The organism is Alkalihalobacillus sp. R86527 (assembly GCF_042466185.1).
Taxonomy (GTDB): Bacteria; Bacillota; Bacilli; order Bacillales; family Guptibacillaceae; genus Guptibacillus.
The window spans coordinates 2,228,918-2,255,592 of sequence record NZ_JAXHBW010000001.1 but is presented as its reverse complement, the minus strand read 5'-3'; the positions used below and the strand labels follow the sequence as shown (position 1 = coordinate 2,255,592).

Below are 26,675 nucleotides of genomic sequence, written 5' to 3'. Positions count from 1 at the left end.
TTATGCCAGGGTTTAAGGTGAAAAAATTGAAGGAGTGGTGAAATGAAGCATTTACTCGATTTGTTGTCGATGGAACAAAAAGAAATAGAAACGATCCTTCAGAAAGCTGAACAACTCCGCTTAGGTGATGAGAAGATAGCGTACCCTTTAGCCGTGGTAGCAAATTTGTTTTTTGAACCTTCAACAAGAACAAGATTTAGCTTTGAAGTCGCTGAACAGCGGTTAGGTTGCCATACATTGAATTTTGAAGCAGCAGGCTCAAGTGTCCAAAAAGGTGAGAGCCTCTATGACACGATAAAAACGTTAGAAGCAATCGGGGCAAACGTAGTTGTAATCCGACATCCGGAAGAAAAGTACTTCGAGTCATTAGTAGAAAATACGTCATTATCGATCATTAACGCTGGAGATGGGTGTGGCCATCATCCGACACAATCACTTTTAGACTTACTCACAATCAAGCAGGAGTTTAATACGTTCAGAGGTTTAAATGTAGTTATTGCGGGTGACATCAAACATAGTCGAGTCGCAAGGTCGAATGCGCGTGTCCTAACAAAACTCGGTGCAGAAGTGTCCTTCTCAGGTCCAGAAGCCTGGCGAGACGAGTCGATCGGAGGTTTTCCTTACATCACGATGGATGAAGCAGTAGAAGAAGCAGACGTATTGATGCTACTCCGAATACAGAATGAACGACATGAAAGGAAGAGTGTAGAGCCATCGTCATATTTAACCGCATATGGTCTTACTGTCGATCGTGAGAAAAGAATGAATACAAACAGCATCATTATGCATCCTGCTCCTGTAAACAGAGGTGTTGAAATCGATTCATCATTAGTAGAATGTGAACGCTCACGCATATTCAAACAGATGGAAAATGGCGTTTACGTGCGCATGGCTGTCTTGAACCATGTACTTCAATCCAAAGAGAAAGGGATGTATGTGTAATGATTATCAAAAATGCTCAGCTTTTAAATGAATCTGGTAACCTAGAAAACTTCGATGTTCTTATTTCTAAAGATGGAAAGATCGAAAGAATATCCACGTCAATCGAATCTGATAAGCATGAAGTATTCGATGCGAAAAAAATGCTCCTTATCCCGGGTCTTGTGGATCTACACGTCCATCTAAGAGAGCCAGGAGGCGAACACAAAGAGACGATTGAAACGGGAACGAAAGCAGCGGCAAAAGGTGGGTTTACCACGATTGCTGCAATGCCAAACACAAGGCCTGTACCAGATCATCGCGTCACCATGTCAGACTTGATGAAGAGAATAGAAGAGACTGCTCACGTCCGTGTCCTGCCGTATGGATCGATAACAGTTAGAGAGCTAGGGGAGGAATTAACAAACTTTGAAGATCTTCGTTCATCTGGCGCGTTCGCTCTTACTGACGACGGTGTAGGCGTTCAAAACGCTGGAATGATGTTAGAAGCAATGAAGCGTGCCGCATCCGCTGGTGTCTCAATCGTCGCACATTGTGAAGAGAATACGTTAATTAATAAAGGTAGCGTTCATGAGGGGCGTTTTTCAGAACAACATGATTTAAATGGAATACCTTCCACTTGTGAATCTGTACATATAGCTCGAGATGTCCTTCTTGCTGAAGCAGCAGGAGCACATTACCACGTATGCCATATTAGCACAAAAGAGTCCGTGCGAACTGTCCGCGACGCAAAGCGAGCGGGCATCAATGTGACTGCAGAAGTAACGCCTCATCATCTCCTTCTTTCTGAAGAGGATATACCAGGTCTTGATACTAATTACAAAATGAATCCTCCATTACGTTCTAAGGAGGACCAGGAGGCACTCATCGAAGGGCTACTTGATGGGACGATCGATTTCATTGCAACAGACCACGCGCCACACTCATTAGAAGAGAAGGCAACATCGATGGAAAAAGCACCATTTGGAATCGTAGGACTTGAGACGGCATTCCCACTACTTTACACAAACTTTGTAGAAAAAGGAACGTTCACACTGAAACAGCTAGTTGATTGGCTAACAGCAAAGCCTGCCCAAGCATTTGGGTTATCTCACGGAACACTTCAAGTAGGTGTGGAGGCAGATTTAACACTAGTAGATTTAGATAGGGAAGAACAGATCGACCCAGATACATTTGTATCGAAAGGTAAGAACACTCCTTTTAAAGGATGGAATTGCAAAGGATGGCCAACGGTCACGTATGTGAATGGAAAAAAGGTTTATGAGAAAGGGAGCGATCACGAATGAAAAGACAGCTGATACTTGAAGACGGTTCGATTTTTATTGGAAAAGCATTTGGAAGTGATTTGGAGAAAAGCGGTGAAGTTGTTTTTAACACCGGAATGACAGGTTATCAGGAAATTTTATCAGACCCGTCGTACTGTGCTCAAATTGTGACACTCACCTATCCTCTTATCGGGAACTACGGAATCAATCGAGATGATTTTGAGTCGATCAACCCATCTGTACACGGCTTGATCGTAAAAGAAGCGACAAAAGCTCCAAGCTATTGGAGAAATGAGATGACGATCGATGAGTTGTTAAGAATAAAAGGAATCCCAGGTCTAGAAGGCATCGATACAAGGAAATTAACCAAACTCATTCGTGCGAATGGTACTCTCAAAGGAAAACTTTGTAATATGGAAGTTGATACGAACAAAATTATAGAAAATTTAAGAGATACACCTCTTAAACGAAATCAGGTTGAACAAGTTTCCATTAAAGCACCGTATGCAAGTCCTGGCAGAGGGTATCGAATTGTTCTAGTTGACTTTGGTATGAAGCACGGCATCCTTCGTGAACTTACGAAACGAAAATGTGATGTCGTCGTAGTACCTTCCCACACCTCCGCAGAAGAAATAGTTAGGCTGAATCCGGACGGCATCATGTTGAGTAACGGCCCTGGAGATCCAAAGGATGTTCCTGAAGCGATCGACATGATTAAAGGGGTGCTCGGTAAGATACCATTGTTCGGAATTTGTCTCGGTCATCAGCTGTTTGCTCTCGCTTGTGGAGCAAATACTGAAAAAATGAAATTTGGACATAGAGGTTCGAATCATCCAGTTATGGAAATCAGCACAGGTAAAGTGGCGATAACGTCTCAAAACCATGGGTATACCGTTTCAGAAGCAACATTAATGAACACCGAATTAGAGATTACTCACAAAGCGATCAATGATGAAACGATTGAAGGTGTGAAGCACAAGAAGCATGCTGCGTTCAGCGTCCAATATCACCCAGAAGCCTCACCTGGACCTGAAGATTCAAATGAGTTATTCGATGAGTTCATTGCAATGATAACTGCAACTAAGGGGGAGAAAACTTATGCCTAAACGTACAGATATCCAAAAAATTCTCGTGATTGGTTCAGGTCCAATCGTGATCGGTCAGGCAGCTGAATTTGACTATGCGGGAACACAAGCCTGTCAGGCACTAAAAGAAGAAGGTTATGAAGTGATTCTAGTAAACTCCAATCCGGCTACGATTATGACAGATGCAACGATTGCAGACGAAGTGTACATCGAACCTCTCACCCTAGAATTCGTTAGTAAAATCATTAGAAAAGAGCGACCAGATGCCCTTCTTGCAACGCTTGGTGGACAAACTGGCTTAAATCTTGCTATGGAGTTATCGGAAGCGGGAGTGCTGAACGAATACAATGTTGAGCTACTCGGAACAAGCCTTGATGCGATTCAACAAGCTGAAGATCGCGACCTCTTTAGAGAGTTGATGAGAAAGTTGAACGAACCTGTTCCAGAAAGCGATATTATCCACAACTTAGAGGAAGCTTACAGATTCGTTAAACGGATCGGGTATCCTGTCATCGTTCGTCCGGCGTATACGCTTGGCGGTACAGGTGGGGGGATCGTCCATTGTGATGAAGAACTAGAAGAAATCGTATCGAGTGGATTGAAGTATAGCCCTGTAACACAGTGTTTGTTAGAAAAAAGCATCGCAGGGTTCAAAGAGATCGAATATGAAGTAATGAGAGATGGTCAGGATCAGGCAATCGTCGTGTGTAATATGGAGAATATTGATCCTGTCGGGATTCACACGGGGGATTCGATCGTAGTTGCCCCAAGTCAAACGCTTTCTGACCGAGACTATCAAATGCTTCGGAATGTTGCGTTAAAAGTGATACGAGCTTTAGAGATTGAAGGGGGATGCAACATTCAACTTGCTCTTGATCCATATAGCTTTCAATATTACATCATAGAAGTGAATCCGCGCGTTAGCCGTTCTTCTGCTCTAGCATCAAAAGCAACTGGATACCCAATCGCAAAGCTAGCAGCAAAAATTGCAGTAGGCTTATCGCTCTCAGAAATGGAAAATCCAGTTACTGGGAAGACGTATTCAAGTTTTGAACCAGCCCTTGATTATGTAGTAACAAAAATTCCAAGGTGGCCTTTCGATAAGTTTGAAAGTGCCAATCGTCGTCTCGGCACACAGATGAAAGCTACTGGGGAAGTGATGGCGATTGGTCGAACGATTGAAGAATCGCTTTTGAAAGCGGTCCGCTCACTCGAATCAAATGTTGAACACCTCTTAATCCCCGATATGAATGAGTTGAGTGACAATGAAATCGAAGAGCGCATCAAATTTGCAGATGATGAGCGAATCTTCGTAATAGCGGAGGCGTTACGAAGAGGGAGAACGATTCAAGATATTCACGAGTGGAGTGCGATCGATTACTATTTTCTCGTTAAGTTAGAAGGAATCATTCAACTTGAAGAAACGTTGAGAACGAACAAAGGCGATCTTGAACAATTAAGAGAAGCAAAGGAAAAAGGGTTTACAGATCAGTTTATCGCTCAATTATGGGGTGATGACGAGCGGAACATCTACGCTCTTCGTATGGAAGAAGGAATCGTTCCAGTTTTTAAAATGGTAGATACATGTGCAGGAGAGTTTGAATCAGAAACGCCTTACTATTATTCTACCTATGAAGAAGAGAATGAGTCGACTAGGACTCCGAAGGAAAGCGTATTAGTACTTGGTTCTGGACCGATTCGGATTGGTCAAGGTATCGAATTTGATTATGCGACCGTTCACAGTGTATGGGCAATTCGTGAAGCTGGGTACGAAGCAATCATCATTAATAACAATCCTGAAACAGTATCTACTGACTTTAGTATTTCAGACAAACTTTACTTCGAACCGTTAACAGTAGAAGATGTTATGCACGTGATCGAACTCGAAAAACCGACTGGCGTCATCGTTCAGTTTGGAGGACAAACAGCGATCAATCTTGCAGACGAACTTGCAGCAAGAGGTGTGAAAATACTAGGAACAAAGCTAGAGGACATGGATAAAGCAGAAGATCGTGATAAATTCGAAATAACCATGAAAGCATTAGATATACCTCAACCTGATGGAAAAACGGCAACTTCTGTTGAGGAAGCAGTCTCAGTAGCCACTAGAATAGGGTATCCAGTATTAGTTCGCCCATCTTATGTACTAGGTGGAAGAGCGATGGAGATTGTCTACAAAGAAAGTGAGCTTCTCCATTATATGAAAAATGCGGTGAAGGTAAATCCTCAGCACCCCGTGTTGATCGATCGCTATTTGATGGGGAAAGAAATCGAAGTAGATGCGATATCTGACGGAGAAACAGTCTATATTCCAGGTATTATGGAACACATCGAACGAGCGGGTATCCACTCAGGAGATTCGATCGCTGTGTACCCTCCTCAAAGTCTTACAGAAGAAGTGAAGGAAACGCTTATAGATCAAACGATTAAACTTGCAAGAGGACTAAATATCGTTGGACTTCTCAACATCCAGTTCGTTATCCAGCAGAACAATGTCTACGTACTTGAAGTGAATCCTAGGTCAAGTAGGACTGTACCGTTCTTAAGTAAAATTACTGGCGTTCCGATGGCTAACTTGGCAACGAAGGTCATTCTTGGTCAGAAACTAACGCAACTTGGTTACGAAACCGGCTACGGAGAAGAAAGAGAGGAAGTGTTTGTGAAGGTTCCAGTATTCTCATTCGCGAAGCTAAGAAGAGTGGATATTACACTCGGGCCGGAAATGAAGTCAACTGGAGAAGTAATGGGAAGAGATTGTACTCTTGAAAAAGCTCTATATAAGGGATTAGTCGCTTCAGGGATGAACATTCCAACTCATGGATCCGTGCTTTTCACGATTGCAGATAAAGACAAAGAAGAGGGAGTGGATCTTGTGAAGAGATTCCATTCAATAGGCTATCATATCTTGGCGACTGAAGGTACGGCAGAGGTAATTCGAGATATAGGAATACCGGTCACAACAGTAAATAAGATTGGGGCTGAAAAACCAAATCTCTTGCACGTGATTCGTGAAGGTCAGGCTCAGTTTGTCATCAACACATTAACGCGCGGCAAACAGCCAGCGAGAGACGGCTTCCGCATTCGTCGCGAATCAGTTGAGAACGGTGTCGTATGTTTCACATCATTAGATACAGCGAAAGCGCTGCTTAGCGTTCTTGAAACGATGACGTTTTCGAGCAATAGCATGCCGAAATTTCACCAAAAAGAAGTGATTCATACATGAACCAGTTGAAGACTGAACTTGTTTCACAAAGACAGATTGCTGAGTCAATATATGAAGCGATTATTTACCATGAATCCATCGACGAATCGTTTAAGCCAGGTCAATTTGTTCACGTGAAAGCCGGAGGAGGATCTGATCCATTGTTAAGAAGACCGATCAGCATTTGTCACGTTGAACCTGAAAAGCATCTCCTCACCATGATTTATCGTGCAGAAGGCAAAGGAACAAACCTTTTAAAAAATGAAGTTTCTGGAGCAATAATTGATATTCTCGGCCCTCTTGGTAATGGTTTTCCAGTCGATGAACTAAGTGAGGGAGAGACAGCAGTGCTCGTTGGGGGAGGAATTGGCGTTCCCCCACTGTACTACTTGTCAGAGAGTTTAAAGGAAAGAGGCGTTCACGTTCATCATGTGAATGGATTTCAATCAAAAGAAAGTGTTTTTTATGAGGATGAGTTCAAACAGTTTGGTCCTGTCACAATCACCACGGTAGATGGGAGTTACGGTGAAAGTGGATTTGTGACGAGCCAGCTCAATCTGTCTTTCGATTATCTTTTTGCATGCGGACCATCGCCGATGTTACGAGCACTTGAAGCATATCGATCAAAAGGAAAAGTTTTTTTATCTCTAGAACAAAGAATGGGTTGCGGAATTGGCGCGTGTCTCGCATGTGTGTGTCATGTTCAAGGAGATACGACTGCACTGAAATATCGAAAGGTTTGTAGCGATGGACCAGTATTTGAAGCAGGGGAGGTCGTATTATGAGTCGTTTGCAAATCGAGTTACCTGGTTTATCTTTGAAAAACCCAATCATGCCTGCTTCTGGCTGCTTTGGGTTTGGGCGTGAATACAGCAAGTTCTATAACCTAGAGAAACTAGGAGCTATTATGGTGAAAGCGACTACCGCTGAACCAAGGTTTGGGAATTCAACACCTCGTGTTGCTGAAACATCATCAGGCATGTTGAATGCGATCGGGTTGCAAAACCCTGGGCTAGACGAAGTACTTCATTCCGAACTGCCATGGCTTTCTCAATTTGATGTCCCTATAATCGCAAATGTTGCGGGCTCAACGATAGAGGACTATGTAGCCGTGTCGAAGGAAATCACTAAAGCCCCAAATGTCCATGCGATCGAACTGAATATTTCGTGCCCAAATGTTAAAGAAGGTGGCTTAGCATTCGGTACTGTACCTGAAACTGCGTTTGACGTCACAAAAGCAGTAAAGAACGTATCGAACGTTCCTGTGTATGTGAAACTTTCTCCCAATGTTACGGATGTTGTAGAGATAGCAAAGTCGGTTGAGAAAGCGGGAGCTGACGGGCTTACGATGATCAATACGCTCTTAGGAATGAGAATTGACTTGAAAACAAGTAAACCTATATTGGCAAACGGAGCTGGAGGGTTATCCGGGCCAGCGATCAAACCCGTAGCGATTCGAATGATTCATCAGGTTAGTCAACAAGTTTCCATTCCAATCATCGGCATGGGTGGCGTTCAGACTGCTGAGGATGTAGTTGAGTACTTCTTAGCTGGTGCAAGCGCTGTAGCGGTTGGAACCGCAAATTTCGTAGATCCATATTGTTGTCCTACGATCATTGAGAATCTTCCTTCACTATTAGATGAACTCGGCGTATATCATATTAATGAATTAATAGGAAGGAGCTGGAAAACAGAGTGGACACTTCAATCATCATCGCGTTAGACTACTCGAACAAAGAAGAATTAGATCACTTGTTAGATCGGTTAAAGCAAGAAAGGCTCTTTGTGAAAATAGGAATGGAAGCTTATTTTCAATACGGTCCAGGATTGATCGAACGATTAAAAGAACAAGGGCACCGTGTTTTTCTAGATTTAAAGTTACATGATATTCCAAACACTGTCGGTAAAGCGATGAAAGGTCTTGCTTCACTAGAAGTAGATCTCATCAATGTACATGCAAGTGGTGGTAGACGAATGATGCATGCAGCGTTGGAAGGTTTGGAAGCTGGTACCCCACTTGGGAAAAATCGTCCATTATGTATCGGAGTGACACAATTAACAAGCTCATCAGAAGAAATGATTAAGAAAGAACTGAACATTGCTCTTAACATGAAGGAGAGTGTCGTTTCTCTAGCAAGACTTTCAAAAGATAGCGGTCTAGATGGCGTGGTTAGTTCAGCTCTAGAGGTACCTCTAATAAAAGAATCTTGTGGAAATGATTTCTTAACTGTAACACCTGGAATTCGACTAGAAGGTGATCTTGCGGGAGATCAAAACCGTGTGTGCACACCATCAAAAGCTAGAAAATTAGGAAGTGACTATATTGTGGTTGGGCGCAGTATTACTGCTTCTATGAACCCAGTTAGCGCGTATGAGAAATTGAAATCAGAATGGGGGACTTTACATGAAATCAATCGCTAGTGCACTTTTGGATATACAAGCTGTCACCTTAAAACCAAATGATCCATTTACTTGGTCATCAGGTCTACTATCTCCAATTTATTGTGATAACAGGCTGACCCTTTCTTATCCTGCGGTTCGAAGGGAAATCGCGGAAGGTCTTGCGAGCAAGATTCAAACTCATTATCCCAATGTTGATGTGGTTGCTGGGACTGCAACTGCAGGTATACCTCATGCTGCATGGGTGAGTGAAAAGCTGGATCTTCCAATGATCTACGTAAGAAGCAGTGCGAAGGGACATGGGAAAGGTAACGTTATTGAAGGGAAAATAATCGAGGGTCAGAAAGTTGTTGTGATTGAGGATCTTATTTCTACTGGTGGAAGTGCGATCGATGCCGCTCTTCAATTAAGAAGTGCAGGTGCTGAAGTATTAGGGGTTGTCGCGATATTTACATACGGCCTGGAGAAGGGGACGGAGAATTTTTCCGAACACAGCATTGAATCGCACACGTTAACGAATTTTGATGAATTGTTAACATGCGCGACAGAAACCGGTATGATTAAGGAAAGAGAGGTTCAATCACTGCTGAACTGGCGCGCCAACCCGTCTTCAGAAGAATGGGTAAAGCAGTTAAAAAATCTCTCCGTTAAATAATGGAGGGTTCTTATGAGAAAAATGCAAGGTGAAGAATTTGATTCACTCGTTTCATTCTTTGATGATATGGCACGGACAAAATGGCTTGGTGGTATACATGATGAATTGAAACTTGCTTCGGGATCTTGGGAAGGGAAAGCTGTTCTCGATGTAGGGTGTGGTACAGGAAGATTATTACTAAGAGGTGTCGAAGAAGCATCTATGCTAACGGGAGTCGATCTATCCACTGAAATGCTGAAAGCAAGCAAGCAGAACTTTTTCTTTCTAAATCGGTTAGAGAAAACTCATTTTTCAGTAGAAGATGCTTGTAACTTATCTTTCGAAAGTAATGTTTTTGATATTTCATTATCTACCTGTGTAATGTTCCTTTTACCAGAGCCAGAAGAAGGTATGAAAGAAATGATTCGTGTTACGAGGCCCGAAGGAAAAATGGTAATGCTGAATCCTTCACTTCGAATGGATCAGTCAGCTGCTTTTTCGTATGCAAAAAAACACGGAATGAGTGGGTTTGAACAAACATCACTTCTAAAGTGGTCGAATGTTTCTACGAAGAGACATCGTTATACATCAGAGGAGTTAAGTGAGAAGTTAAAGACGCTTGGAGCAAATGAAGTAAACCATATAGAAGTATTAGATGGTCTTGCAATTATTACTGTTGCACAATTATAAAATGATGGTAAAAACAGCTTAGTTAAGCTGCTCAGGACTATCTGCCACGGTTATAGTGGCGATTTCCGCTCCAGGATGCTCGCTTTCCGCGGGGCGGGCGGTGAGCCTTCTCAGCGCACAAAACCGTTGCGCCTCCGGGGTCTCACCTGTCCCGCACATCCCGCTGGAGTCGAGCATCCTTCCGCTCCAATCTACATTACATGTATGATTACCACAAAAAACAAAGCTTTTTAAAACAACGGATAGAGAATGAAAGCAGATGCCTACTTAGATAATAATCTGACGGAAAGTTTGCTGCGATTGATTGCAACCTAGTAGGAGTGAATACCGCTTGCCTCCCGTGGAAAACGGGTGTTCTTCCACATGAAAGCAAGCGGTGTTCTCCTGCGGTATAGGGAGCGAAATAGTTAGAGTCACTCTACAAATTGAAAGCGTCACGCCAATATGGGCGTGACGCTTTGTTTATTTCTTCATCTTATAAATAAGATCTTCATCTGGTGTAACGTATAGCGTATTCTGATGATCGTACGTCACGAAGCCGGGTTTCGCTCCATTCGGCTTCTTCACGTTCCGTACCTCAGTATAATCGACAGGAACAGATCCAGACTCTCTTGCTTTACTATAGTAAGCTGCAAGGTTGGCTGCTTCTAGTAGTGTTTGCTCAGAATAGTCTCTGTTTCGAATCACAACATGTGATCCTGGTATATCTTTCGTGTGAAGCCACGTTTCACTTCTTGCTGCCAATTTGTTCGTTAAATATTCATTTTGCTTGTTGTTTTTCCCAACAAGAATTTCAGTGCCATCAGTGGATTCATACGTATCTAATTGAGGTTTTGAATTTTTCTTTTTCTTTTGCTTTCTAGATCGCTTCTTAATATAGCCTTCTTCTTCAAGCTCTTCACGAATTTCTTCAATATCACGTGGAGATGCGGAAGACAGTTGCTGTAGAAGCTGGTCGAGGTAAGCTATTTCCTCGTGTGCTTTCACGATTTGTTCTTCTAAAACTTCAATTGAGTTTTTTGCTTTGTTGTACTTTTTGAAGTACTGCTGCGCGTTATCTGAAGGTGATTTTTGAGGGTTTAGCTCAATCGTCACTGTTCCGCCTTCTTCATCATAGTAATTCTGAACTTCGACTTCGGCGTCACCGCGCTTCACCATATGCATGTTAGCAGTTAATAGTTCTCCAAGCAGCTGGTACTTGTCTGCCGATTTTGCTTCTTGAATCGTTTTTGATAGCTTCTTAACTTTCTTTTCATTTTTCTTCCGCTCATTCGAGAGAAAACGCTCTAGATCATTCGTTTGCTGTTTGACACGATCTCGATCCGCTTTACCGTAATAGAAACGGTCAAGTAGCTCACTCACTGACTGGAACGATTTGCTTTCGCCATTAATATGGGTCAATGAAACGACAGAGAAGTTTTCTTTTGAAGACAAGACCATTTGTGGTGTGTAGTTATGGTGGTAGAACTCTTCAAAAATAGCACGAAATGCTTCTGGTAGTGTAGACCTCGTGGCAAGTCCAGCTCTATGCATAACTTCGTTTGCAATCAAAGGAGAAACTCCTGAGAATGCTTGCACAAGCTGACTTCCGAGTTTTCCTGCATTAAAATCAATCTGTTTAAGAAAATCTTCTTCAGACAACTTAAATGGTGAAACTTTATTTTGTTCAGGTGGTGCAACGTAATCCTGCCCTGGCATGACAGTTCTATGTCTGTTTACCGAAGGAGATAGGTGCTTGATACTATCAAGGATCATCGAATTTTCATTTAGAAGCATCACATTACTATGACGCCCCATAATTTCTGCCACGAGCGTTCTAGTTGTCATATCTCCTAGATCGTTACGAGCTTTGAACGTAATATGGATGATTCGCTCATTTTCAACCTGATTGATTTCTTCGATAATACTACCTTCCAAATGTTTTCTTAATAGCATACAAAACATCGGTGGTTCTTTAGGATTCGCATAGGATTCTTCCGTAATATGAACCCTTGCATACGAAGGATTAGCAGATAGTAATAACTGATGATTCTTACCTCCTGAACGAATGACTAGGAGTAAATCTGCTGAATAAGGCTGATAGATTTTTGTTACTCTACCTCCTTTTAAAGCTTCATTTGTTTCATGCGCTACGGCTCTTGTGACCATACCGTCAAATGACATACTGTTCACCTACATTTCTATCAATAGACATCTTGTACAGTATAGCATTTTTTGTGGCTTGTCTGAATATAGATGGACTATTAGAGTGACATTGTGCAGGATCGGAGTGTTGGACATGAGTTGGTATAACATGACAGAACCAGAGGTGGCAGAAGAATTAGAAACGAATGTTGAAACAGGTATCAGCAAAGAGGATGCGATCGAAAGGTGTAAAGTCTTTGGTCCTAATGAGCTTGATGAAGCAGAACGGCCATCACTATTTCTCATATTTCTATCGCAGTTTAAAGACTTCATGGTCGTTGTCTTGCTTGCAGCAACGCTAATATCGGGACTTCTCGGAGAATACTTGGATGCGATCGCGATCATCCTCATTATACTGGTTAATGGTATTCTCGGGTTTGTCCAGGAACGAAAAGCTGAAAAATCGTTACAAGCCTTGAAGCAACTATCATCTCCACACATGAAAGTGTTGCGTGATGCTTCGTGGATTTCAATACCTGCTCGTGAAGCAGTCGTAGGTGATGTTGTTCGAATTGAAAGTGGAGACCGGATCGGAGCAGATCTCAGGATCATCCATTGCCAGGAGCTTCAGATTGAAGAGTCAGCATTAACAGGAGAATCGGTTCCATCTAACAAACACCCTGAGCCTATACGTGATGAAGGAGCAGGACCAGGTGACCAGCTGAATATGGGGTTTATGGGGACCCTTGTCACGAAGGGAAAAGGAATCGGTATCGTTACAGCTACAGGTATGAATACAGAGATGGGGAAGATCGCTCACTTGATCCAAACTGCTGATACCCTTGAAACACCGTTACAACATCGATTGGAGCAACTAGGAAAAATTCTGATTGCGGGAGCTCTATTCTTAACTGCAATCGTCGTGTTGCTGGGTATTTTTCAGGGACGAGACGTCTATGACATGTTCCTTGCAGGTGTATCACTAGCTGTTGCAGCGATTCCAGAAGGTCTTCCTGCAATTGTTACGATTGCCTTAGCGATAGGTATGCAAAAGATGATCAAACGAAAAGCAATCGTGAGAAAATTACCCTCAGTAGAAACGTTAGGGTGTGCAACGGTCATCTGTTCGGATAAGACAGGCACATTAACTCAAAACAAAATGATGGTAACAAAGCTCTGGGCTGGTGGCCAAACGTGGAATGTGACGGGATCTGGCTATTCTCCTTATGGAGACTTTTTCAAAGGGGATACGAGGGTTTATTCTGATGATGAAAAATCCTTAAAACAGCTTTTAACGTTCGGACTGATTTGCAACAATGCTCGAGTCCATGAACAAGATGGAGACTACTACCTGGATGGAGATCCTACTGAAGGAGCACTTGTTGCGGCTGCGATGAAGGCTGGTTTGACCGAAGAAATTCGAGAAGAGGAATTTACGATCATTCAGGAATTTCCATTCGATTCAAATCGTAAAATGATGAGTGTGATCGTAGAAGATCAAACCGGGAAACGATATGTCATTGCAAAAGGTGCACCTGATATCGTGTTAAAGCAATGTGGTTCTGTCCTTTGGAATGAACGCCAGGCACCACTTCGAAAAAGCTATGAAAAGCAAATACAAGATGAACTCGCTTCGTTTGGAAACAATGCACTCAGAACGATTGCCGTCGCTTTTAAGCCGATTCAAAATGAAGAGAGGCTTCTACATAGCGTACAGGCAGAATCAAGGCTCACGTTTGTTGGCTTACAAGGGATGATTGATCCTCCGAGAGAAGAAGTGAAGCAAGCAGTAGAAGATTGTAAAGCAGCAGGTATCAAGACGGTTATGATAACGGGTGATCATGTTACAACAGCTACTGCAATCGCTCGGAACCTTGGCATCATGCCAGAAGATGGTAAGGTAATGGAAGGTAGTAAGTTATCTACTTATACAGTTGAAGAATTAGAAAGTATCGTTGAAGAAATATACGTATTTGCTCGAGTATCTCCTGAACATAAGTTAAAAATCGTTCAAGCTCTTCAAAAGAAGGGGCATATCGTCGCAATGACGGGAGACGGGGTGAATGATGCTCCAGCTATAAAGGCATCGAATATCGGGATATCGATGGGGCAAACCGGTACAGATGTAGCAAAAGAAGCATCATCCCTCATCTTGAGTGACGATAATTTTGCAACGATTCGCGCAGCTGTTGAAGAAGGTAGGAATATTTACGAGAACATTCGTAAGTTTATTCGCTATCTTCTTGCTTCAAACGTTGGAGAAATCCTAGTCATGTTGTTTGCCATCCTTCTGGCACTTCCATTGCCGTTAGTGCCCATTCAGATTCTGTGGGTGAATTTAGTTACGGATGGACTACCAGCAATGGCGTTAGGTCTTGATCCAGCAGAAGGTAATGTGATGAGGAGAAATCCCCGTCACCCTAAGGAAGGGGTTTTTGCAAGAGGTTTAGGTTGGAAGATTATTTCACGGGGAATTATGATTGGGATCTGTACTCTTGCTGCGTTTATGATTTGCTACGGTGAAAATCCAGATCACCTTGTAAAAGCTCAAACAGTCGCATTCTCTACTCTTGTACTTGCTCAACTAATACATGTGTTCGATTGCAGAAGCGAGCGATCTGTGTTTCATAGAAATCCTTTCGAGAACAAAGCTCTCGTATTAGCAGTATTATCATCGGTCGGTTTGCTTCTTGCGGTTATTTATTACGAGCCGCTACAGCCGATCTTCCATACAACATATCTATCGATGAGAGAGTGGATGCTCATTCTTGTTTTCTCAAGTATTCCGACCTTTCTCCTTGCAGGTTCAGTTTTCTTCAAAAGAAATATCCGTTTGAACAGAGGGTGATTCATCCCTCTGTTTTTTAATTGAATTTACTGTCATTTATCGAAAATGCTTGAATCGGAAATCGAGAAGAAGTTATGACTTTGTTTCAGCTTTATGAAGTGGTACAATTGGATAGAATAGCTATTGGAAGTGATATTATGATTATGAGTATGACAGGGTATGGAAGAGCATCTACAGAATGTAACGGTGTTCAAGTAACTGTCGAAATAAAATCTGTAAATCATCGATACTTCGATGTATCCTTTCGTATGCCCAAATCTCTACTGCAAATGGAAGCAACACTCAAGAAAATAGTGCAGCAAAATGTTCATCGCGGTAAAGTAGATGTGTACATCCAGTTAGAAGGCTCCGCTATGAATTCAAATGAGCTGCATGCTGATTGGGAGTTACTTGATCAATACATAACATTGTTAAAAAAAGCCGGTGAACGGTACGAGTTAAAAAATGACCTTTCTATTTCTCAACTAATCAAACTTGAGGATGTTTTTCATGTGCAACAACGGGAAACAACTGTAGATGAAGTAGAGATGGGGATAATTGGTACTCTTGAAGAAGCTGTGAATGCTTTACTCTCTATGAGAAGCTCTGAGGGACTCACCTTGAATGAAGATATTCATTCGAAGTTAAATGAGATGAAGGAGAAAATAGAGCTGATATCAGGAATGACTAACGATGTCACAAAAGCTTTTGAAGCGCGAATTCGGCATAAATTAGCTGAATTTAATGAACTAGAGAAAGTAGATGAGGGACGAGTCTTAACAGAAGTAGCACTCCTTGCCGATAAGGCAAGTATCGATGAAGAAATTACAAGACTTCGTAGTCATCTCACTCAGTTCCATGATATTCTTACTACAGATGGTGCAATCGGAAGAAAGCTTGACTTCTTAGTGCAGGAGATGAATCGAGAGCTCAATACGATCGGTTCCAAATCCACTCATCATAGCATCAGTCAGTACGTGGTTGACCTGAAGAGTGAAGTGGAAAAGATTCGTGAACAAGTTCAAAATATCGAATAGTCTGCACGATATTCATCGTTTAAATTCACATGAACTGTGTAAAAATAGAATCGTGATTCCCGGGAGGAAAGACAATGAGTATTAAACTGATTAACATAGGCTTTGGCAATATCGTCAACGCCAACCGAATTGTATCAATCGTTAGTCCAGAATCAGCACCAATTAAGCGTATTATTACAGTAGCTAGAGATCGTAATATGTTGGTGGATGCAACATACGGACGGAGAACACGTGCAGTTATCATCTCTGATAGTGACCATGTTATTCTATCAGCGGTACAGCCAGAAACAGTAGCCCAACGACTGATAAACAAAGACGAACTATCAGATGAGTAGGATTTAGAAAGTGGAGGTTAGTATGAATAAAGATCGCGGATTACTAATTGTTCTTTCTGGCCCGTCAGGAGTTGGAAAAGGAACAGTGAGAAAGGCGTTCATGCAGGATGCAGAGGAAGTGCAGTATTCAATTTCTGTAACGACTCGTAAACCGCGTGAAGGCGAAGTGGATGGAGTGGACTACTTCTTTAAATCACACTCCGATTTTGAAGAGATGATTGAAAACAATAAACTACTTGAATACGCTCAGTTCGTAGACAATTACTACGGAACGCCTGTCGATTACTTAGAAGAAACGCTTGATTCTGGTAAAGATGTATTACTAGAAATCGAAGTTCAAGGAGCCAAGCAGGTAAGAAAGCATTTTCCTGAAGGTGCCTTTATCTTCTTAATGCCACCGAGTCTTACTGAACTTAGAAATCGCATTGTCAATCGTGGTACAGAAACAGATGATGTGATAAACAATCGAATGGGCGTTGCGAAAGAAGAAATTGAACTGATTGATCAGTACGATTACATCGTCGAAAACGATCACGTTGAGCTCGCTTGTGAGAGAATGAGAGCAATCATTACTGCAGAGCATTTAAGACGTGATCGAATTGCACACAATTACAAAAATGTAACGGAGGTATAAACATGATCTTATATCCATCAATCGACTCATTAATGGAGAGAATTGACTCCAAATACACGCTCGTAACCCTTTCGGCAAAACGAGCTCGTATCATTCAGCAAACTGAGAATGTCTATGTTGACCACCCTAAGTCTGAGAAACCAGTGGGTAAAGCGCTAGAAGAAGTAATGGATGGCAAATTGTTAGCCGATGGAATGATACACGACTAGTAGAAGTAACAACCTATGAGAATAGGTTGTTATTTTTTTCATAAAAGATGACAAACATCATTAATATACCGTAACATTATTATGTTAACTAGAATGTTGGAAGGTGAAATGGAATGAGTCTGAAAGGAAAAAGAATAATGCTTTGTGTGAGTGGCGGCATCGCGGTTTTTAAAGCAGCTGCACTTACGAGCAAACTATATCAGGAAGGTGCAGAGGTAAAGGTTTTGATGACAAATTCAGCTTCTCAATTTGTTACTCCTCTCACATTTCAAACCCTATCCCGGAATGATGTTTATAACGACACGTTCGAAGAAAAAGATCCATCCTCTGTTGCTCATATTGACCTAGCTGATTGGGCAGACCTAGTTCTCATAGCACCAGCAACAGCAAACATAATTGGAAAGTTATCAAATGGAATTGCAGACGATATGATGTCAACAACCCTGTTAGCTACACAGGCTCCGATTTTTGTCGCGCCAGCAATGAATGTACATATGTATGAGCATCCCGCTGTATTACGTAATATGGATGTATTAAAAGAATTTGGCTGTCATTTTCTCGAGCCTGGTGAAGGGTTATTAGCCTGTGGGTATGTAGGTAAAGGACGTATGGCAGAACCTGAGGACATTTTATCTACACTACAAATGTATTTTAATGAAGATACACGAGACCTGACTGGGAAGCACGTCCTAATCACTGCAGGTCCTACACGTGAGCCTGTTGACCCGGTAAGGTACTTTACTAATTATTCTTCTGGAAAAATGGGCTTTGCGCTAGCTGAACAAGCATCAAAAAGAGGTGCGGAAGTTACATTAATCGCAGGCCCTGTGCAGCTTACGACGCCTTCAGGTGTGAGGCGAATCGATGTGTTAACTGCACAAGAAATGTATCAAGCTGCTATGGAAGAAGCAGATGGAGCAGATATCATTATTAAAGCAGCAGCCGTAGCTGATTATCGACCGATTATGGTATCAAAAGAGAAAGTTAAGAAATCAGACGACTCGATTGCGATCGAGATGGAACGGACGAAAGATATATTGTCTTCATTAGGAAAGAGGAAAGACCATCAAGTGCTTATTGGCTTTGCAGCTGAATCAGAAAAAGTCGAGGAATACGCTTGGAAGAAGCTTGAGAAGAAAAACCTCGATCTTGTATGTGCAAATAACATCACGAGCGAAGGTGCTGGGTTCGATAAAGATACCAACATCATGACGTTGATTAGAAAAGACGGTGAACATATTCATCTCCCTCTCCAATCGAAACATGATGTAGCAAACAAAATTCTCGATGAAGCGAAACGACTGGATGGCGAGCTTAAATGATTGCAAGGGTAATTGTCGATGTTCCTTCCAATCAAACGGATCGCCTGTTTGATTATGCGATTCCCGAAGCGTTAGAAGACCTTATTGAACCTGGGATGAGAGTGGTCGTGCCATTTGGACCAAGAAAAATCCAAGGGTTTGTTATTAGCGTTGAACAGGAATCGGAATTGGACAAACTAAAAGAATTAGATGAAATAAAAGACGTTACACCTGTTTTAACGCCAGAACTTTTAGATTTAGGGTTTTGGTTAACAGAAAAAACACTTTGTTATGCTGTTTCTGCGTTTCAGGCTATGTTGCCAGCAGCGATGAAAGCTAATGTAACGAAATCAGTTGTTCCGGGTCAAAACTTTGACGAATCAGCAGCCTGGGGCAGAATGTTCACCTCCTCAAAGGGAATGAAATGGGATGCGTTTTTGTCTCACTTTACTCATAAAGACTTAAATCGAGCGATCAAAAAGGATGAGCTAGAAGTAAGGTATGATGTGAAAGAAAAAACGGCCCCAAAGACACAATTAGCTATTTCCGCTCAATTAAGTGGGGATGACCTAACAATCGAAAAAGAAAAGATGGGTAACCGAGCGTTAAAACAACAAGAAATTATTCAATATTTTATTGATCATAAAGGAGCCGTTTCCTACAAGGAGCTTATGGGGACGTTGGATACAACTCGTTCAACCATCAAAGCTCTTGTTTCAAAAGCCATTCTTAAAGAAGAAGAAGTTGAGCTTTATCGAGATCCATATGAAGGAAGAAGCTTTGCTCCTTCTAAACCGTTAGAATTAACTGATATACAGCAACAAGCAATCATACCGATCTTAAGCAGCATCGAAAATAATCAGCATCGCACGTTCTTAATTCACGGTGTTACGGGTAGTGGGAAAACTGAAATCTATCTTCAATCCATACACAGAGTCCTAAATGATGGAAAAGAAGCGATCGTGCTAGTCCCTGAAATCTCACTTACCCCACAGATGGTAAATAGATTTAAGAGTCGGTTTGGGTCCAATGTTGCGGTTTTGCACAGTGGGCTGTCTCGAGGCGAAAAGTACGACGAATGGAGGAAAATTCATCGTGGTGAAGTAAAAGTAGTCGTTGGTGCGCGATCTGCTGTGTTCGCTCCGTTCAAAAACCTCGGTATCATTATTATTGATGAAGAGCATGAGGGAAGCTACAAACAGGAAGAAAACCCTCGGTATCATGCGAGGGATGTTGCGATTAAACGTGGCGAAAATCATAATTGCCCGATTGTATTAGGAAGTGCTACACCATCACTTGAATCATATGCACGAGCGACTAAGGGAGTATATTCTTTACTTGAGCTTCTTCATCGCGTCAATAATCAACAAATGCCTGAAGTATCGATCGTTGATATGAGAGAAGAGCTCAGATCAGGTAATCGATCTATGTTCTCTAATGAGCTTTTTGATAAATTGCAAGATCGACTGATGAAGAAAGAGCAAAGTGTTCTTTTTCTAAATAGGCGAGGATATTCGACCTTTATCATGTGTCGCGACTGTGGATTTGTTGTAGAGTGTCCTCACTGTGATATCAGTTTAACTTATCATAAGATCAATGGGACGATGCGTTGTCATTACTGTGGATTTGAAGAACCACTGCCTTCATCATGTCCGGAATGTGAAAGCGAGCATATTCGCTTTTTTGGGACAGGTACGCAACGTGTGGAAGAGGAACTAACAAAGATCTTGCCAGAAGCACGTGTAGTGAGGATGGATGTTGATACGACCAGGCGAAAAGGCTCTCATGAGAAGCTTCTTACGCATTTTGGAGAAGGAAAAGCCGATATTTTGCTCGGAACACAAATGATTGCAAAAGGACTTGATTTTCCTAATGTGACACTCGTTGGTGTCTTAGCGGGAGATGCTATGCTCCACATCCCAGATTTTCGTGCATCTGAAAAAACCTTTCAACTTCTTACTCAAGTAAGTGGTCGTGCTGGACGTCATATTTTACCTGGGGAAGTTGTTGTGCAATCTTACACGCCAGAGCATTATAGTATCGAATTAGCTTCCAAACACGATTATCACTCTTTTTACCAGCGAGAGATGATTATGAGAAAACAATATGGATATCCACCTTTCTATTTCCTTGCGATGGTAAACGTGTCACATGAAGAACTAACAAAAACAGTCGATGTAACAGAAAAAATATCGGACTTTCTTAAATCAAACCTGTCTAAAGAAAGTGTTGTTCTAGGCCCTGTAGCTTCAGCTATACCAAGGATCAAAGATAGATATCGCTATCAATGCATGATAAAATACAAAACTGAACCAAACTTGCATCACACTTTAAAAGAAATTCAAAAGCATTATGCGAAAGAAATAACTCGCGGGCAGCTTCAGATTACGATAGATACACAGCCCTACATGATGATGTAGAAATGTTCGAAAGGAAGAAAAAAATTGGCTATAAGAAAAATTGTATTACACCCAAATGAAGTACTAGAAAAAGAATGTGAGACTGTCCAAGCGTTTGATGAGGATCTCCATTACCTATTAGATGATATGTTTGAAACCATGTACGATGCAGAAGGTGTCGGACTTGCTGCACCACAAATCGGCATCGAAAAGCAAATTGCAGTGATTGATACTCGGGAAGAAGAGCCGTTAGAAATCATAAACCCTGTGATTCAAAAAGCAACAGGAGGCGATGTGGGTCTCGAGGGATGCCTAAGCTTTCCGGGGTTGTTCGGTGAAGTGGAACGCCCTTATCGCATCGTTCTAACTGCGCAGGATCGAAACGGGAAAGAATTCAAACTAAAAGCAGAGGGCTTCTTTGCGAGAGCCATACAGCATGAGATCGACCATCTTCACGGCGTTCTATTTACTGAAAAAGTGATAAGATACGTGGATTTAGAGGCGGAAGGAAGTGAGGAATAGTATGAATATCGTTTTTATGGGAACACCAGATTTTTCAGTACCTGTTTTAAATATGTTGGTTGAAGAGGGGTATACCATTTCAGGCGTTGTTACCCAACCTGATCGACCAAAAGGAAGAAAGCGCACGCTGACTCCACCCCCTGTGAAAGTAGCTGCAGAAAAACACGGATTGCCGATTCTGCAACCTGAGAAAGTAAAGGAACCTGATCAACTAAAGGAAATTCTTGAACTAAAGCCGGATTTAATTGTAACTGCTGCATTCGGACAGATTCTACCGAAAGAGTTGCTTGATGCACCAGAACACGGATGTATCAATGTGCATGCATCGTTATTACCTGAGCTTCGAGGCGGTGCGCCGATTCATTATTCCATCCTTCAAGGAAAGAAGGAAACGGGCATCACTATCATGTATATGGTTGAGAAATTAGATGCTGGAGATATCCTTACGCAATCTGTTGTACCGATTGAAGAACGCGATCATACTGGTATCCTCCATGATAAACTAAGTGTGGCAGGTTCACAGCTCTTGAAAGAAACGATTCCTGAGTTATTAAAAGGAAACATTACTCCAGTTAAACAAAACGATGAAGAAGCAACGTTTGCACCAAATATTAAACGGAATCTTGAAAGAATTGACTGGCATAAACCTGGTGAAGAAATCTATAACCAGATCCGTGGACTTCATCCTTGGCCGGTGGCATTTACACAATACGAAGGCAACGTGATGAAGATATGGTGGGGCGAGAAAGAGGAAGCTGATGAGCAAGCAACTCCAGGAACAGTTCTTTATACTGATGCTGATGGGCCGGTAGTAGCAACTGGAAATTCGACTGCAATTAAACTTACGGAAATACAGCCGGCAGGTAAGAAGCGAATGACCGCTTCACAATATCTACAAGGTCGAACGTTTGAAAAAGGCTCTCTATTTGGTGAGCAACATGACTAATGTGAGAGAAGCGGCACTAGACGTCATCGAAAAGATTAACAAAAACCAGGCATACAGTAACTTACTGTTGAATGAAACCATTAACAAGCATAAGTTGATTCGAAAGGATATCGGGCTGCTCACTGAGATTGTGTATGGAACGATTCAGCGCCAGAAAACGCTCGATTTCTATCTGGATGACTTTTTAACGAACCGAAAAAAAATTCAACCATGGGTCATTTCCCTTTTGCATTTATCACTTTACCAAATGATCTATCTTGATCGTGTTCCAGATCGAGCGGTCATTCATGAAGCGGTAGAAATTGCAAAAAAACGAGGGCATAAAGGAATCACAGGTATGGTGAACGGCGTCCTTCGTAACGTTCAGCGAAAAGGTCTTAAAGATTTCAGCTCCATTTCAGATAGTGCTGAAAGAGTTTCAATAGAGAAAAGCCATCCACTATGGCTAGTCAAGCGATGGATCGAGCAATTTGGACTAGCTGAGACGGAAGCGATGTGTGAAGAGAACCTTCAAGCACCTTATGTAACAGCTAGAGTTAACACGATGAAGACGACAGTTGAGCAGGTGTTACATGAGTTATCTGAAGCAGGTTTAGATGTCATTAAGGGAGATCTTTCTGAAGATGCGATTAAAGTGATTCAAGGTCATTTAATCGAAACAGATGTATACAAAAGTGGGGAAGTAACGATTCAAGATGAAAGCTCGATGCTAGTGGCGCGAGCGCTCGATGTTGAATCTGGTCAAGCAATTCTCGATGCTTGTGCTGCTCCAGGAGGAAAAACTACCCATATCGCTGAACGTTTGCAAGGAGAAGGGTATGTTCAATCGCTTGATCTTCATGAGCATAAAATCAAGCTTATTAAGAAACAAGCAGAACGTCTAGGACTTACGAATGTGGAAGCAATGGCACTCGATAGTCGTCTTGTAACTGACAAATTCGAAGAAAACTCGTTTGATCGCGTTCTTGTTGATGCCCCATGTACCGGATTTGGTGTACTGAGAAGAAAGCCGGATATAAAATGGTCAAAAAAACCTGAGGATGTCGAGAGAATCACTTCTGTTCAATGGGGAATTCTGGATTCGCAGGCTTCTCTTGTAAAACCTGGTGGAAAATTGGTTTATAGTACGTGTACAATAGAAGAAGCTGAAAATCAGGAAATCGTAGCTGCATTTCTTAAAGACCATCCAGAGTTTTCGATGGATAACACAATGATAGAACGACTTCCAAATGGAGTAGAGCCGTATGTTGATGGAGGGGAGCTCCAACTACTACCTCATTACTTTGGAACAGATGGTTTCTATATTGCAACTTTGATTAAAGATAGCTAAAGGCATTTTGCTGTATGAAAACCTATTAAGTGGATAAAAGAGACGGGGTGACCACATGCAAGCTGTAACATTGACAGACCGCGGACAGGTCAGAACATACAATGAAGACAGTACCAATGCTATACAAAATAATCTTGGTGAGTACCTTGTGATTGTGGCAGATGGGATGGGCGGCCATCGTGCAGGGGATATTGCCAGCTCTATGGCAGTAGAATGCCTACAAACTAATTGGCAAAAAGAGAAAGCAAGCTTTCGTCCGGGAAGAGCGGAAGCTTGGCTTTTACATACCATTAAAGAAGCGAATGAAACGATATTGTCTTATTCGAACGACAACCCAGAGTATGCAGGCATGGGAACTACGTTAGTCGCTGCTATATGTACAGAAGATTTTATAACAATCGGACATGTTGGTGATAGCAGGGCATACTTGATTCAAGATGGAGAGTTCAATCAGAAAACAAGCGATCATTCCCTCGTGAATGAACTTGTGAAGAATGGACAATTATCAGCAGAAGAGGCAGAGGACCATCCGAGAAAGCACGTATTACTACGTGCATTAGGTACAGATGATAAAGTGAAAGTCGATATTCATACATTTGAATGGACTCAGAACGAAGCTGCATTATTTTGTACTGACGGCTTAACGAATAAGCTATCAGATGAAACGCTTAAAGAAATCATGTCTTCTGGCACTTCACTACAGGAGAAAGCAACAACACTCATTACGCTTGCGAATGAAGCAGGTGGTGAAGATAATATTACAGTTGCAGTCATAGAAAATTCTATGTCTTCAGGAAGTGAAAGCTGATGCTAGGAAAACATATAAATGGCCGTTACAAATTGCTAGAAGTCATCGGTGATGGTGGTATGGCAATCGTGTATAAGGCTAGTGATTTAATTCTAGATCGAATTGTAGCTGTGAAATTGCTGAGACCTGAATTCTCAAAGGACGACGAATTTATTAAGCGATTTAGACGAGAAGCAGAATCCGCAACAAGCCTTGATCATCCAAATATTGTCTCGATTTACGACGTAGGTGAAGATGAAGATTATCATTACATCGTGATGGAGTATGTGGAAGGAAAAACCTTAAAGCAAAGCATTCGCGACAGAGGTGCCCTTCCAATTGTAGAAGCGATTGATATTATTAAGCAAATTGCTTCAGCGATCGAACATGCACACGATAACCAGATCATCCATCGTGATATTAAACCTCATAATATCTTGATCAATGAATACGGAGATGCGAAAGTAACAGATTTTGGAATAGCGATGGCTATGACATCAGCTACCATTACACATACCAATTCTGTTCTTGGCTCTGTACATTATTTTTCTCCTGAACAGGCTCGTGGTGGAGCTGCTACAGAACGGTCAGATATTTATTCCCTTGGGGTCGTGCTTTATGAAGTTGTTACAGGAGTTTTGCCGTTCTCAGGTGACTCACCTGTTTCTGTTGCATTGAAACATTTACAGGATCGTTTTCCGAAGCCGAGTTTAATCAATACATCCTTACCGAAAAATGTTGAACAGATCATTTTGAAAGCAATGGCGAAAGAACCTCATCAGCGCTATGAAAACGCACATGAGTTATATGATGCCTTAGACAACGCGCTTGATCCGACAAAAGTGTATGACGCGCCTCTGTCTTCTCGTAATGAAGATGATGAAGCAACAAAAGTTTTAGCACCAGTTGTACCGAATGAACCTTCACAGAGTAAGAATGTGAAACCTGAGCCTACAGGTGAAAGTGAAGACAAAGATACTAAGCCGAAAAAGAAAAAGAAGAAAGCTAGAAAAGTTCTAATGATTGTATTCTTGATCTTACTTCTTTTAGGTGGTGCAGGAGCACTTGCGTTCATTTTTATGCCGGATCTTTTTTATGTGCCAGATGTTGAAGTGCCAGATGTTTCTGGAATGTCGTACGAAGATGCTAGGACAACCCTAATTGAAAATAACCTCAATGCAGTGAAAGAAGAGCAATTTAACGAAAATGTGGATGAGGATGACGTGATCAATCAAAGTCCTAGATCAGGAGCGATGGTGAAAGAAAATAGTAAGGTCACCTTATATGTAAGTAAAGGCGCAGAAAAAACCGAGCTTGGTAATTATATAGGTAAATCGCAGAAAGAAGTGGAAGCTGAATTAGAAAAACTTGGTTTCAAAAATGTTAAGTTTGAGGACGAGTTTCGTGATGAACCCGCTGGGGAAATCTATGATCAGAGTCCTGAAGCTGGGAAGATGGTTCTTCCAACAGAAGATCGTATCGTCCTTTGGTATAGCCAGGGACCTGAGCCCGTTGTATTACCAGACCTAACGAACAAAACGAAACAAGAAGTAGAAGCTTTCGCCCAGAACGAAAATTTGAAAATTGCCTATAATGAGGCTCAGTTCAGTGATTCGGTAAAGGAAGGCCTTGTCATGGATCAATCACCAAATACGGCAACTAGCATAGAAGAGGGTGAAACTGTTACCGTTACTCTATCTAAAGGTCCTGAGCCAAAGCCTGAACCTGAGCCAGAAGAAGAGCCGGTTGTTTTTACTGAAGAAGTGAAAGTAGAAGTGAAGGACAAAGAAAAACATCAAATTGAGATTATCTATCGAGACTCGAAAACTGAGAATGCAGAAATTGTTGAAGAAGTTACGAAAAATAGTAAGTTTGAATTTGAATTGACGATTAATCCTGGAGATTACGCTTCATATAAAGTTTTTGATAATGGAGAAGAAGTCCAATCAAAGAATATTACGTATGATGAAGCAAAACAAAAATACGCAAAAAATGAGTAAGGAGTCCTA

General features: G+C 41.7%; 22 protein-coding genes. 21 read left to right on the top strand and 1 reads right to left on the bottom strand.

Annotated features, from left to right (window positions below):
* Positions 1 to 42 precede the first annotated feature (42 nt).
* From SJY16_RS11490 to SJY16_RS11450, 9 genes are read left to right on the top strand one after another with little or no spacing between them, the layout of a single operon-like run.
* Positions 43 to 942, top strand: coding sequence for an aspartate carbamoyltransferase catalytic subunit (locus tag SJY16_RS11490; protein ID WP_377889312.1), 900 nt, complete (start codon positions 43 to 45; stop codon positions 940 to 942).
* Positions 942 to 2,225: a dihydroorotase gene (locus SJY16_RS11485; protein WP_377889311.1), complete on the top strand. Its 1,284-nt coding sequence runs from the start codon at positions 942 to 944 to the stop codon at positions 2,223 to 2,225. Before SJY16_RS11490 ends, SJY16_RS11485 begins: the two co-directional genes overlap by 1 nt.
* Positions 2,222 to 3,310, top strand: a complete 1,089-nt coding sequence (locus SJY16_RS11480) for a carbamoyl phosphate synthase small subunit (RefSeq protein WP_377889309.1) — start codon at positions 2,222 to 2,224, stop codon at positions 3,308 to 3,310. The genes SJY16_RS11485 and SJY16_RS11480 overlap by 4 nt, the downstream gene beginning before the upstream one ends.
* On the top strand, positions 3,303 to 6,512 hold the full coding sequence (gene carB / locus SJY16_RS11475; protein WP_377889307.1) for a carbamoyl-phosphate synthase large subunit: 3,210 nt from the start codon (positions 3,303 to 3,305) through the stop codon (positions 6,510 to 6,512). Before SJY16_RS11480 ends, carB begins: the two co-directional genes overlap by 8 nt.
* The gene (locus SJY16_RS11470; protein WP_377889305.1) at positions 6,509 to 7,276 is read left to right on the top strand and encodes a dihydroorotate dehydrogenase electron transfer subunit; all 768 of its coding nucleotides are present in this window, start codon (positions 6,509 to 6,511) and stop codon (positions 7,274 to 7,276) included. Before carB ends, SJY16_RS11470 begins: the two co-directional genes overlap by 4 nt.
* Entirely contained in the window at positions 7,273 to 8,214 is a 942-nt protein-coding gene (locus SJY16_RS11465) for a dihydroorotate dehydrogenase (RefSeq protein ID WP_377889303.1), read from the top strand. Before SJY16_RS11470 ends, SJY16_RS11465 begins: the two co-directional genes overlap by 4 nt.
* Positions 8,187 to 8,912 (top strand): orotidine-5'-phosphate decarboxylase, encoded by a 726-nt coding sequence (gene pyrF, locus SJY16_RS11460; protein WP_377889301.1) that lies wholly within the window; start codon positions 8,187 to 8,189, stop codon positions 8,910 to 8,912. The genes SJY16_RS11465 and pyrF overlap by 28 nt, the downstream gene beginning before the upstream one ends.
* Complete coding sequence (gene pyrE, locus SJY16_RS11455; protein WP_377889299.1) at positions 8,896 to 9,546, top strand: orotate phosphoribosyltransferase; 651 nt, start codon at positions 8,896 to 8,898, stop codon at positions 9,544 to 9,546. Before pyrF ends, pyrE begins: the two co-directional genes overlap by 17 nt.
* Positions 9,547 to 9,558: 12 nt before the next feature.
* The gene (locus tag SJY16_RS11450; protein ID WP_377889298.1) at positions 9,559 to 10,215 is read left to right on the top strand and encodes a class I SAM-dependent methyltransferase; all 657 of its coding nucleotides are present in this window, start codon (positions 9,559 to 9,561) and stop codon (positions 10,213 to 10,215) included.
* A 462-nt stretch (positions 10,216 to 10,677) separates the two neighbouring features.
* On the opposite strand, the gene SJY16_RS11445 is transcribed toward SJY16_RS11450, so the two are convergent.
* Complete coding sequence (locus SJY16_RS11445; protein ID WP_377889297.1) at positions 10,678 to 12,378, bottom strand: Rqc2 family fibronectin-binding protein; 1,701 nt, start codon at positions 12,376 to 12,378, stop codon at positions 10,678 to 10,680.
* Between the two features lie 115 nt (positions 12,379 to 12,493).
* On the opposite strand from SJY16_RS11445, the gene SJY16_RS11440 reads away from it, so the two are divergent.
* The 12 genes from SJY16_RS11440 (at position 12,494) to pknB (ending at position 26,666) form a co-directional block, all read left to right on the top strand.
* Positions 12,494 to 15,187, top strand: coding sequence for a calcium-translocating P-type ATPase, SERCA-type (locus SJY16_RS11440; RefSeq protein ID WP_377889295.1), 2,694 nt, complete (start codon positions 12,494 to 12,496; stop codon positions 15,185 to 15,187).
* 107 nt (positions 15,188 to 15,294) lie between these two features.
* Positions 15,295 to 16,203: a YicC/YloC family endoribonuclease gene (locus tag SJY16_RS11435; RefSeq protein ID WP_377889293.1), complete on the top strand. Its 909-nt coding sequence runs from the start codon at positions 15,295 to 15,297 to the stop codon at positions 16,201 to 16,203.
* Between the two features lie 74 nt (positions 16,204 to 16,277).
* Entirely contained in the window at positions 16,278 to 16,538 is a 261-nt protein-coding gene (remA, locus tag SJY16_RS11430) for an extracellular matrix/biofilm regulator RemA (protein WP_224881992.1), read from the top strand.
* A gap of 22 nt (positions 16,539 to 16,560) precedes the next feature.
* A complete protein-coding gene (gmk, locus tag SJY16_RS11425) occupies positions 16,561 to 17,172 on the top strand; it encodes a guanylate kinase (RefSeq protein ID WP_377889290.1) in 612 nt (203 codons plus the stop codon).
* 5 nt (positions 17,173 to 17,177) lie between these two features.
* Positions 17,178 to 17,381 carry a DNA-directed RNA polymerase subunit omega gene (rpoZ, locus tag SJY16_RS11420; protein WP_377892199.1) on the top strand — a complete coding sequence of 68 codons (204 nt, stop codon included), beginning with the start codon at positions 17,178 to 17,180 and terminating at the stop codon, positions 17,379 to 17,381.
* Between the two features lie 113 nt (positions 17,382 to 17,494).
* Positions 17,495 to 18,703: a bifunctional phosphopantothenoylcysteine decarboxylase/phosphopantothenate--cysteine ligase CoaBC gene (gene coaBC / locus SJY16_RS11415; RefSeq protein WP_377889288.1), complete on the top strand. Its 1,209-nt coding sequence runs from the start codon at positions 17,495 to 17,497 to the stop codon at positions 18,701 to 18,703.
* Entirely contained in the window at positions 18,700 to 21,102 is a 2,403-nt protein-coding gene (gene priA, locus SJY16_RS11410; RefSeq protein ID WP_377889287.1) for a primosomal protein N', read from the top strand. The genes coaBC and priA overlap by 4 nt, the downstream gene beginning before the upstream one ends.
* A 24-nt stretch (positions 21,103 to 21,126) precedes the next feature.
* Positions 21,127 to 21,603 (top strand): peptide deformylase, encoded by a 477-nt coding sequence (def, locus tag SJY16_RS11405; protein WP_377889285.1) that lies wholly within the window; start codon positions 21,127 to 21,129, stop codon positions 21,601 to 21,603.
* 1 nt (position 21,604) lies between these two features.
* A complete protein-coding gene (fmt, locus tag SJY16_RS11400; protein ID WP_377889283.1) occupies positions 21,605 to 22,549 on the top strand; it encodes a methionyl-tRNA formyltransferase in 945 nt (314 codons plus the stop codon).
* Positions 22,542 to 23,879, top strand: coding sequence for a 16S rRNA (cytosine(967)-C(5))-methyltransferase RsmB (gene rsmB / locus SJY16_RS11395; protein WP_377889282.1), 1,338 nt, complete (start codon positions 22,542 to 22,544; stop codon positions 23,877 to 23,879). The genes fmt and rsmB overlap by 8 nt, the downstream gene beginning before the upstream one ends.
* Before the next feature lie 55 nt (positions 23,880 to 23,934).
* On the top strand, positions 23,935 to 24,687 hold the full coding sequence (locus SJY16_RS11390; RefSeq protein WP_377889281.1) for a Stp1/IreP family PP2C-type Ser/Thr phosphatase: 753 nt from the start codon (positions 23,935 to 23,937) through the stop codon (positions 24,685 to 24,687).
* Positions 24,687 to 26,666 carry a Stk1 family PASTA domain-containing Ser/Thr kinase gene (pknB, locus tag SJY16_RS11385; RefSeq protein WP_377889280.1) on the top strand — a complete coding sequence of 660 codons (1,980 nt, stop codon included), beginning with the start codon at positions 24,687 to 24,689 and terminating at the stop codon, positions 26,664 to 26,666. The genes SJY16_RS11390 and pknB overlap by 1 nt, the downstream gene beginning before the upstream one ends.
* Positions 26,667 to 26,675 lie beyond the last annotated feature (9 nt).

Excerpts from the sequence above, each read along its gene's own strand:
- SJY16_RS11490 (WP_377889312.1), top strand. The coding sequence starts at position 43 with ATGAAGCATTTACTCGATTTGTTGTCGATGGAACAAAAAGAAATAGAA.
- SJY16_RS11485 (WP_377889311.1), top strand. The coding sequence starts at position 942 with ATGATTATCAAAAATGCTCAGCTTTTAAATGAATCTGGTAACCTAGAA.
- SJY16_RS11480 (WP_377889309.1), top strand. The coding sequence starts at position 2,222 with ATGAAAAGACAGCTGATACTTGAAGACGGTTCGATTTTTATTGGAAAA.
- carB (WP_377889307.1), top strand. The coding sequence starts at position 3,303 with ATGCCTAAACGTACAGATATCCAAAAAATTCTCGTGATTGGTTCAGGT.
- SJY16_RS11470 (WP_377889305.1), top strand. The coding sequence starts at position 6,509 with ATGAACCAGTTGAAGACTGAACTTGTTTCACAAAGACAGATTGCTGAG.
- SJY16_RS11465 (WP_377889303.1), top strand. The coding sequence starts at position 7,273 with ATGAGTCGTTTGCAAATCGAGTTACCTGGTTTATCTTTGAAAAACCCA.
- pyrE (WP_377889299.1), top strand. The coding sequence starts at position 8,896 with ATGAAATCAATCGCTAGTGCACTTTTGGATATACAAGCTGTCACCTTA.
- SJY16_RS11450 (WP_377889298.1), top strand. The coding sequence starts at position 9,559 with ATGAGAAAAATGCAAGGTGAAGAATTTGATTCACTCGTTTCATTCTTT.
- SJY16_RS11445 (WP_377889297.1), bottom strand. The coding sequence starts at position 12,378 with ATGTCATTTGACGGTATGGTCACAAGAGCCGTAGCGCATGAAACAAAT.
- SJY16_RS11440 (WP_377889295.1), top strand. The coding sequence starts at position 12,494 with ATGAGTTGGTATAACATGACAGAACCAGAGGTGGCAGAAGAATTAGAA.
- remA (WP_224881992.1), top strand. The coding sequence starts at position 16,278 with ATGAGTATTAAACTGATTAACATAGGCTTTGGCAATATCGTCAACGCC.
- gmk (WP_377889290.1), top strand. The coding sequence starts at position 16,561 with ATGAATAAAGATCGCGGATTACTAATTGTTCTTTCTGGCCCGTCAGGA.
- coaBC (WP_377889288.1), top strand. The coding sequence starts at position 17,495 with ATGAGTCTGAAAGGAAAAAGAATAATGCTTTGTGTGAGTGGCGGCATC.
- priA (WP_377889287.1), top strand. The coding sequence starts at position 18,700 with ATGATTGCAAGGGTAATTGTCGATGTTCCTTCCAATCAAACGGATCGC.
- fmt (WP_377889283.1), top strand. The coding sequence starts at position 21,605 with ATGAATATCGTTTTTATGGGAACACCAGATTTTTCAGTACCTGTTTTA.
- rsmB (WP_377889282.1), top strand. The coding sequence starts at position 22,542 with ATGACTAATGTGAGAGAAGCGGCACTAGACGTCATCGAAAAGATTAAC.
- SJY16_RS11390 (WP_377889281.1), top strand. The coding sequence starts at position 23,935 with ATGCAAGCTGTAACATTGACAGACCGCGGACAGGTCAGAACATACAAT.
- pknB (WP_377889280.1), top strand. The coding sequence starts at position 24,687 with ATGCTAGGAAAACATATAAATGGCCGTTACAAATTGCTAGAAGTCATC.